Source organism: Anaerostipes hominis (ex Lee et al. 2021), assembly GCF_002270485.1.
Taxonomy (GTDB): domain Bacteria; phylum Bacillota; class Clostridia; order Lachnospirales; family Lachnospiraceae; genus Anaerostipes; species Anaerostipes hominis.
This window is the reverse complement of sequence record NZ_NQOG01000039.1, coordinates 1-8,814: the sequence shown is the minus strand read 5'-3', so window position 1 is coordinate 8,814 and position 8,814 is coordinate 1. Positions and strand designations below refer to the sequence as shown.

Here is an 8,814-nt window from a genome sequence, read left to right as displayed (position 1 = left end):
AGACGTCAACAACACCGCTCGGAAGATCCGGAAAGCTTTCCGAAGTGGCAGACATGTGTGTATATCTGGCAAGCAAAAGATCTTCTTATGTACACGGTGTGACCATCAATGTAGCCGGCGGAAAGACAAGAGGTTAATCTGCATACGGAGAAAAGGTGGTATTAGGTAAGCTTATGAAACTTTTTAATGATGAAAACAGAATGGCTGCTCTGTTAAGGAACGTGGAGGTACAGGATTCCTCCGACGTAGACCGCATTGCGGCAAAGCTCAGCGTTTCCACAAAGACTGTGCGGAACGATGTAAAAGAGCTGAACTGCCTGATGGGCGGATATGCAGTCATCAGCAATAAAAAAGGACAGTATAAGCTTATTGTATTCGATCAGAAGGGTTATGAGGAGATCCGAGACAAGATATACGAACAGGAAGAATATTTTAATTCCCCTCAGACAAGGATGGCGTATATTTTCTGGCAGCTGATGGATGCCAAAAAGCCATATCTGATCGATGACCTGTCGGAGGAGATGAAGGTAGGGAGAACGACTACCGTCGGAGATTTAAACCGTATCCGGGAACAGATAAAAAAGTATGATCTGACAGTGGAAGGAAAGGCAAACACAGGGCTCTCCCTTTGCGGGGAAGAGATTAAGATTCGCCTGTTTCTCCTGGAAAATGTCTATGAGCAGATTTATCTGAACTATCCGCTGGGCAGCCAGTTAAGGCAGCTTTTGTACGATATGCAGACAGAATATTCTCTGGATGCTTTGGGATTCGGACAATTTTTCAGGGCTTTTGTAGTCATGGTCGACCGCCTTGGGAACGGACATACGATTGAGTCTCTGGACCACAGGTATCTGGAGCTTTATGACAGCAAAGTATACGAGATTGCGGACGAATTTGCGGACAAAGTGGAAGAGGCTGTTCCATTCAAAATACCGAAGCCGGAAAGGATTTTCCTCTGCCTGCCGATCGCAGGGATGAGGACTCCGGTAAACACCGAGGGGATAGAAAATTATATCCAGATTTCAGAGGAGGCGGCGGATCTGATCATCGAGATTTTAGACCGTATCCAGGATGAAATCGGTGTCACAGTGATCGTAAATGAACTGTTTGACGATTTTGTCTATCATGTATTTTTCATGATCAACCGGCTGAAATATGGATTTCATATCCGGAATGCCCTGGTGGAAGAAGTAAAAGATGAATACTCCGTTGCCTACACGATGGCCGGCATTGCCAAAGATGTCATCGAGACGAGGACCGGAGTCGAGGTGACGAAGGACGAGCTGGGATTTCTGGCGATGTATTTCGGCGTGTTTCTTTTAGAACAGGCGCCGGAACAGAAGCAGTACAGAATTGCTATTGTATGCGGGTCAGGAAAGATTATCGGAAGACTGATCGCCAGCCAGCTGAAAAATATTTTTGAGGTGGAACCGGTCATCGATTACTATTTCAATGGAGATTTTGAAGCGGAAAAAGAAGATTCCTACGACTTGATTATTACGACAACAAATTTAAAGACAAAAGGGCCGACACCGATCATCGACATCGATGAGGTGTTCGACAAGAATCTGCTGAAAAGCAAAGTGGAAAGTGTAAAAAACATGGCGGAGATGGGAATACCGATCCGCCGGGGAATTGATTCAGTGTTTCTAAACATGCTGGACGAGGAACGGTTCTTTGTGCTTAGGCCGGATCTTGGCTACGAAGAGAATGTGGACATGATGACCGAAGAGCTGTTTAAACAGGGACTTGTGGACGACGGCTTTGAGGAGAGACTCCGCATTCGGGAACAGGAATCGACAATGATATTTGAAAAAAATATTGCTTTTCCTCATACGACGAATAAACTGCAAAAGCTGACCCTTGCCTTCGGTGTATTTCCGGAAAAAGAGAAGGCGAAAGGGGAGGACGAGGTTCAGCTGGTGTTTTTGCTGGCCATCCCGGAAGAAATGAAAAATGATTCCGTGCTGATCCAGCTCTATGACAATATGCTGGCGATCGCCCATGATCCGGACGTGGTGAAGAAGCTTCGGCAGATGAAGACTTACAGGGAATTACTTCTATATTTTGTGGAAGAGAACAATATTTTTAAATAAAGTTAAGGAGGATGCGTATGTCATACTATTTATTGATTGCAGGTGCGCTGCTGACGGCATTTATACTGCAGTTTCTGTTTTCAATGGTTCAGATGAAGGGCTTTAACGTCCACTACGGAAGATTGAGGAAGATCGGAAGAGTGGCGATTGGAAAAAGCAAAGGCGGTTTTCATGCCGGAGCTATGGTGATGTTTGCAATTGATAAGCGTGGCATGATCAAAGAAGGATGTTTCATGCGGGGATTTACAATCTTTGCACGATTTAAAAAGTTTGATGATTTCAACGGAAAGAATGTGGGACTGATTACGAAAGAAGACTGCAAAGGCATGGAATATTCTTTGAGAAGATCCGTTTTGAATGCAGCCTCCAACTACAACACGATCATGGACGGAGGCGAAGTAGTGGAGACGCCGGGACTCTTGACGAGAATTGCGGACATGCTTCTCGGCAAATCCAGAAAAGCCTGTAAATAGGAAGGAGAAATATATATGAACGTTATTGTAAAATTTGCGTCAGGATTTATGGGATTATTTGACACTGGGGCCCAGACTTTTATCGGCTGGGTATCAGGAATTGTACCGAAGGTATTACTGTTACTTATTTTAATGAATACCATCATCGCACTGGTCGGACAGGACAGGATCAACAAATTTGCGAAAGTGTGCTCTAAAAATGTTATTTTGGCTTACGGGGTGCTGCCATTTATCGCAGCCTTCATGTTAGGTAACCCTATGGCGCTTTCCATGGGTAAATTCCTGCCGGAACGCCAGAAACCAAGCTACTATGCTTCAGCAGCTTATCACTGCCATACAAACAGCGGTATTTTCCCTCATATCAATCCGGGTGAAATCTTCATCTACATGGGAATTGCGGCTGGAATCCAGAAACTCGGTTTAAACGAAACAGACCTTGCACTGAGGTACCTGTTAGTCGGTCTTGTCATGAACTTCTTTGCCGGATGGGTGACAGACTTTACGACAAAGATCGTTATGAAACAGCAGGGAATCGAACTGAGCAACGAGATTAAGTTAGAGGATCAATAAAGAGAGAAAAGGAGGATTCATCATGGCAGAATACAGAGCAATTAAAATTGAAAAAGGAAGCGGCGGATTCGGCGGACCTTTAACCGTAAAACCAGAAGAAGGAAAAGACGTTTTATTATTCATCACCGGAGGAGGAGCAGAACCTGATATCGTTCAGAAGATCGTAGACCTTACCGGATGCCGTGCAGTAAACGGATTTAAGACAACCGTGCCGGAAAAGGAAATTTTCCTTGTAATCATCGACTGCGGAGGAACTCTTCGCTGCGGTATTTACCCTCAGAAAAGAATTCCTACCATCAATGTAAACCCGGTTGGAAAATCCGGACCGATGGCGAAGTACATCACAGAAGACATCTATGTATCCGGTGTCGGCATGAACCAGATCAGCGCAGCAGACGGGTCTGCGGCTCCGATCAGATCAGAGGCGCCTAAGACAGAAGAGAGAGAATTCAAATACAGTGCAGACAAGAAAGTTTCAGAGCAGATGGGCGGAAACGGCGGAAAGAAATCCAGCTTCATCCAGAAGATCGGTATGGGTGCAGGTAAAGTCGTAGCGACATTCAACGCGGCTGCGAAAGAATCCGTAAACACCGTATTACATACGATTCTCCCGTTCATGGGGTTCGTGTCACTGCTGATCGGTATTATCCAGGGCTCCGGTTTCGGTAACTGGTTTGCACAGATGTTAAAGCCACTTTGCGGAAATATCGTGGGACTTGTGATCCTTGGACTGATCTGTTCTATCCCGTTCCTGTCCTGTCTGTTAGGACCTGGAGCCGTTATTGCTCAGATCATCGGTACTCTGATCGGTGTGGAAATCGGAAAAGGAAACATTGCACCTGGACTTGCACTGCCGGCACTGTTTGCCATCAACACACAGTGTGCCTGTGACTTCATCCCGGTAGGCCTGGGACTTGCGGAAGCAGATCCGGAAACAGTTGAAGTCGGTGTGCCTTCTGTGCTATACTCAAGGTTCATAATAGGTGTGCCGCGTGTGCTCGTAGCATTCGTAGCAAGTATTGGATTATACAAATAATTCAGCTTTAGCAGGAAAGGAAGAAGAACATGATTTATCAGACAACGATCAAAGGAATGGGAGATCAGGTAGAAGCATTTGTTGGAGAGGGAATCTTCGTAACATTTGGGGACAACGCTCCGGATACTTTAAAAGATTTCTGCTATTCCGTAGAGGTGACTCCGGTTCAGGGAGAGATCAAACCGGGCAATAAGCTCGTGATCGACGGACAGGAATACAAGATTACCATGGTTGGAGATGTTGCCAGAGAAAACCTGAACAACTTGGGACACGTGACATACTCATTCAACGGAAGCGGAGAATGCCTTCCGGGAAGCATCTGTGTAGAAAAAACAGATGTGCCGACATTAAAAGTTGGAAGCACAATTTCTATTACAGAATAAATATTATTTTTCATAACAATGGACAATGGGGGACGGAAGCCCGGGTGAGGCATCCGTCCCTCTTGTTTTTTTTCAAATTATTTAGTAAAATAGGGAAAGGTATACCCGGACTGTCAAGAAAGGTACGGGAATGGCCTTTATAGATATGGGACTTCCAAATAACGGGAAAGTGAGAGAGTATGTTGTTTATAATTTTAACTGCGGCCGTAATATTGGGGACGGCTGTATGTTTTGCGAGTATGAATGAAAATCAAAACCTGTCGTTGGAAGAATATACGGTTGTTTCTGCAAAACTGCCGGAGGAATTTGACGGCTATAAAATCGTGTTCCTGACGGATCTGCACTGCAACGAATTTGACTACCAGAATAAGGCATTGATTGACATGATTGACGGATGCAGCCCGGATGCCGTTTTTGTGGGCGGGGATATGCTCGTGAGCAGGGTGGACTCGTCTTATGAAGTCGCGCTGGATCTGATGAGAGAACTCTCCCGGAGATACCGTATCTATTATGCTGACGGGAACCATGAACTGAGGCTCAAAAGAAATGAAGAAGTTTACGGAGTGGCCTATAAAGAATATGTCCACCAGCTCAAAGAATGCGGAGTCGTTCATCTGTCCAATGAAAGTATCATGGTAGACAGCGGAATTTCTGCCATCTGCCTGACAGCTTTTGATATGGAAGAAAAACAGTACCGCAAGTTCCATCCTGCACCGCCTTCGTCGGAGGAAATGACCGATACGCTCGGAGATGCAGATCCGGAATTTTTTCAGGTGCTCCTGGCCCACAATCCAAACTACTTCAGACAGTATTCCAAGTGGGGGTGTGATCTGGTCTTGTCAGGACATTTTCACGGAGGCATGGTCAGGCTTCCGAAGGTAGGAGGCGTGATATCTCCTCAGTTTCAGCTGTTTCCAAAGTATGATGCGGGAGAATACCAGATCGGCACATCGATCATGATATTAAGCCGCGGACTGGGCAACCATTCTATTAAGATCAGGCTGTTTAACAAGCCTGAGGTATCGTGTATTACATTAAAGAAAAAGTAGGACATTGAGTATGGCAGCGATTGATATAAAATTAAATGTTTATGAGGGGCCTTTGGATCTTTTGCTCCATTTGATTGAGAAAAACAAAGTGGATATCTATGATATCCCCATTTCTGAGATCACAGAGCAATACCTCGCCTATATCCGTGAGATGGAGGAGGAAGACCTGGATGTGATGAGTGATTTTCTTGTGATGGCGGCGACACTGCTCAGGATCAAAGCCAAAATGCTTCTTCCGGCCAAAGAAGATGATGATGAGGAAGGAGATCCAAGGGAGGAATTGGTTTTAAGACTTCTGGAGTACAAAATATATAAGTACGCGTCCAGAGAACTGAAAGCGAGGGAGTACGAGGCGGAGAAGACATTCTTTAAAGAACGGGCCGTTCCGGAAGAGGTGCTCAGATACCGTCGTCCGGTTGACGTCCGAGAGATCAGCAGGGATGTCACTATGGAAGACCTGAACAGGATTTTTGAATTTGTCATGCGCAAGAGGGAAGATAAGATCGATCCCATCAGGAGTAAGTTTGGAGAGATCAAACAGGAGGAAGTCCGGCTGGAAGATAAGATGGAAGAAGTGGAATATCTGATATCTTCCAGGAGACGCTTGTCGTTCAGACAGCTGCTGGAAGGACAGATGACCAAAGAACAGGTTGTGGTCACGTTTCTTTCAATTCTGGAACTGATGAAGGTTGGAAAGATACGGGCTGTCCAGGAAAAGATCGGACAGGAAATTATGATTGAGGTGTTAGAGAGGCATGAGACAGAAGCAGGCAATGATTGAGGCAATTTTATTCTCCATGGGAGAGAGCGTCTCGAAGAAACAGCTGATGACGGCTCTGGATATCCCGGAGGATTTATTTTTTTACTTAATTGATCAGTTAAAAAGAAAATACAACAGAAAAGACAGCGGGATCAGGCTCCTTGAGCTGGACGGTTCTTACCAGCTGTGTACCAGGCCGGAATACTATGATCAATTAATTAAAATTGTAAACCAGCCGAAAAAACCGAAGCTTACCGATGTCATGATGGAAACATTATCTATCATCGCATATAAGCAGCCGGTGACAAAACAAGAGATAGAAGCCATCCGAGGGGTCAAATGCGACCATCCGGTAAATAAGTTATTAGAGTATAACTTAATCCGGGAGGCCGGGCGTTTAGACGCTGTCGGACGACCGATATTATTCAGAACGACGGAAGAATTCTTGCGCTGTTTTGGAGTGGAATCCATAAAAGAGCTTCCTGAAATCGATCAGGATAAGGTAGAGGACTTTAAACAAGAAGCTCAGGAGGAAGTAAAATATGCATTAGAGGAACTGGAACAAAATTAAGGGAGGACAGCATATGGGAAAAATTACAGGAAACCAGCTTTTGGTAAAGGCATTAAAAGAAGAAGGCGTAGATACCGTCTTTGGGTATCCGGGGGCCTGCGTCATTGATATTTTTGACGAGTTATACAAAGATGACACGATCGACGTGATCCTTCCGAGACATGAACAGGGACTGATCCATGCGGCAGACGGGTATGCCAGGGCTACCGGAAAAGTGGGCGTCTGTCTTGCTACCAGCGGCCCCGGTGCGACTAATCTGGTGACGGGAATCGCCACGGCGAATTATGACAGTGTACCGCTTGTGTGCTTCACCGGACAGGTGGCGCTTCCGCTGATCGGAAATGACACGTTCCAGGAAGTAGATATCGTGGGAGTGACAAGGAATGTCGCCAAATTTGTGATCGTTGTCAGGAACAGGGCAGATCTGGGCCGTATCATCAAAGAAGCCTTTTATATCGCAAGGACCGGAAAACCGGGGCCGGTGCTGATCGATCTTCCAAAGGATGTGATGGGCACCTTCGGCAGCGAGGAGTATCCGGACAGTGTCAATATCAGAGGATATAAACCGAATACGAAAGTACACCACGGACAGGTGATGAGAGCCATGAAAGCTCTTCATAAGTCCAAGAAGCCGCTGTTTCTTATCGGTGGAGGAACAAAGATTGCCGGAGCCCACAAAGAGATGACAAGGCTTGCGGAAATACTGAAGGTACCTGTGGTGTCCACGATTATGGGTCGCGGAGTACTGCCTACAGACCATCCGCTCTATTTTGGCAACATCGGCATGCACGGAAATTTTGCTGCAAATGAAGCCATTGCCAACTGTGATGTCCTGTTTTCCATCGGAACGAGATTCAATGACCGGATCACAGGAAAACTTGGTACGTTTGCATCCAAGGCAAAGATCATACATATTGATATCGACACGGCGGCCATTTCTAAAAATGTAACCGTGGATATCCCAATCGTTGCAGATGCAAAGGAAGCCATTTTAGATATTCTGGAACTGGCACAGAAAGAACCGGCTCTTAATGTGGAGCGCTGGATCTCTATGATGGAGAGCTGGCAGAAATCCCATCCGATCAAGATGGAGGGTGCCAAAGGAAATCTGACTCCTCAGATGATCATAGAGGCCATCAATAAAGATTTCAAAGAACCGATCGTTGTCACAGATGTAGGGCAGAATCAGATGTGGGCGACACAGTATGTGGAGCTCCACGGAAACCGCCAGCTGCTCACCTCGGGAGGTCTGGGCACTATGGGCTACGGATTCCCGGCGGCTTTGGGTGCATGTATCGGAAATCCCGGAAGGGAAGTGGTATGCATCAGCGGAGACGGCGGAGCCCAGATGAACATCCAGGAGATGGCGACGGCAGTAGTGCAGGAGCTTCCTGTGGTATTCTGTATTTTTAACAACGGATATCTGGGCATGGTGAGACAATGGCAGGATCTCTTCTATAATAGAAGGTTCGCAAGTACATGTCTGAAATATAGAAAGAGCTGCAAAGGTAACTGTACGCCGGAGAACCATCCGTGCCCTCCGTATACACCGGATTTTGTGAAACTTGCGGAAAGCTACGGAGCTCAGGGTATCCGTGTGACCAAGCCGGAAGAGATTGATGCAGCATTTGAGAAGGCAAAAGAAAAGACCGACGGACCGACATTGATAGAATTCATTATTGACAGTGAGCAGCTGGTATTCCCGATGATGAAGACAGGCGGTTCCATCAACGAAATGATTATGGATCGATAGTCCAGCGGTGATATGTCAAGTATAAATTGAAACTTTTTTGCAGACTTTTTCATATCATATGCTGAAAAAAGGGTAACTTTAACAAGCCCTGCGATATCTGCTTTTGGAAGCAGGGCATTCATC

At 45.9% G+C, this 8,814-nt stretch carries 10 protein-coding genes; all 10 read left to right on the top strand.

The genetic code is table 11. From position 1 onward, the window contains the following. Nucleotides 1-137: SDR family oxidoreductase (locus CI597_RS19600; RefSeq protein WP_143266099.1), on the top strand; the 137-nt coding region annotated here is incomplete at its 5' end. 36 nt (nucleotides 138-173) lie between these two features. Then, the gene (locus CI597_RS17080; protein ID WP_024727105.1) at nucleotides 174-2,096 is read left to right on the top strand and encodes a BglG family transcription antiterminator; all 1,923 of its coding nucleotides are present in this window, start codon (nucleotides 174-176) and stop codon (nucleotides 2,094-2,096) included. Nucleotides 2,097-2,113: 17 nt separating this feature from the next. Next, the gene (locus tag CI597_RS17075; RefSeq protein WP_024727106.1) at nucleotides 2,114-2,569 is read left to right on the top strand and encodes a transcriptional regulator GutM; all 456 of its coding nucleotides are present in this window, start codon (nucleotides 2,114-2,116) and stop codon (nucleotides 2,567-2,569) included. 15 nt (nucleotides 2,570-2,584) lie between these two features. Then, the gene (gene srlA, locus CI597_RS17070) at nucleotides 2,585-3,139 is read left to right on the top strand and encodes a PTS glucitol/sorbitol transporter subunit IIC (protein WP_009290547.1); all 555 of its coding nucleotides are present in this window, start codon (nucleotides 2,585-2,587) and stop codon (nucleotides 3,137-3,139) included. 22 nt (nucleotides 3,140-3,161) lie between these two features. After that, the gene (gene srlE, locus CI597_RS17065; protein WP_006565779.1) at nucleotides 3,162-4,175 is read left to right on the top strand and encodes a PTS glucitol/sorbitol transporter subunit IIB; all 1,014 of its coding nucleotides are present in this window, start codon (nucleotides 3,162-3,164) and stop codon (nucleotides 4,173-4,175) included. A gap of 29 nt (nucleotides 4,176-4,204) precedes the next feature. After that, nucleotides 4,205-4,558 carry a PTS glucitol/sorbitol transporter subunit IIA gene (locus tag CI597_RS17060; RefSeq protein WP_024727107.1) on the top strand — a complete coding sequence of 118 codons (354 nt, stop codon included), beginning with the start codon at nucleotides 4,205-4,207 and terminating at the stop codon, nucleotides 4,556-4,558. Between the two features lie 179 nt (nucleotides 4,559-4,737). Next, nucleotides 4,738-5,607 (top strand): metallophosphoesterase, encoded by an 870-nt coding sequence (locus tag CI597_RS17055; protein WP_024727108.1) that lies wholly within the window; start codon nucleotides 4,738-4,740, stop codon nucleotides 5,605-5,607. A gap of 10 nt (nucleotides 5,608-5,617) precedes the next feature. Further along, nucleotides 5,618-6,388: a segregation and condensation protein A gene (locus CI597_RS17050; protein ID WP_024727109.1), complete on the top strand. Its 771-nt coding sequence runs from the start codon at nucleotides 5,618-5,620 to the stop codon at nucleotides 6,386-6,388. Then, entirely contained in the window at nucleotides 6,363-6,938 is a 576-nt protein-coding gene (gene scpB, locus CI597_RS17045) for an SMC-Scp complex subunit ScpB (RefSeq protein WP_024727110.1), read from the top strand. The genes CI597_RS17050 and scpB overlap by 26 nt, the downstream gene beginning before the upstream one ends. 13 nt (nucleotides 6,939-6,951) lie before the next feature. Continuing rightward, nucleotides 6,952-8,691, top strand: coding sequence for a biosynthetic-type acetolactate synthase large subunit (ilvB, locus tag CI597_RS17040; protein ID WP_024727111.1), 1,740 nt, complete (start codon nucleotides 6,952-6,954; stop codon nucleotides 8,689-8,691). The last annotated feature ends 123 nt before the right edge of the window (nucleotides 8,692-8,814 follow it).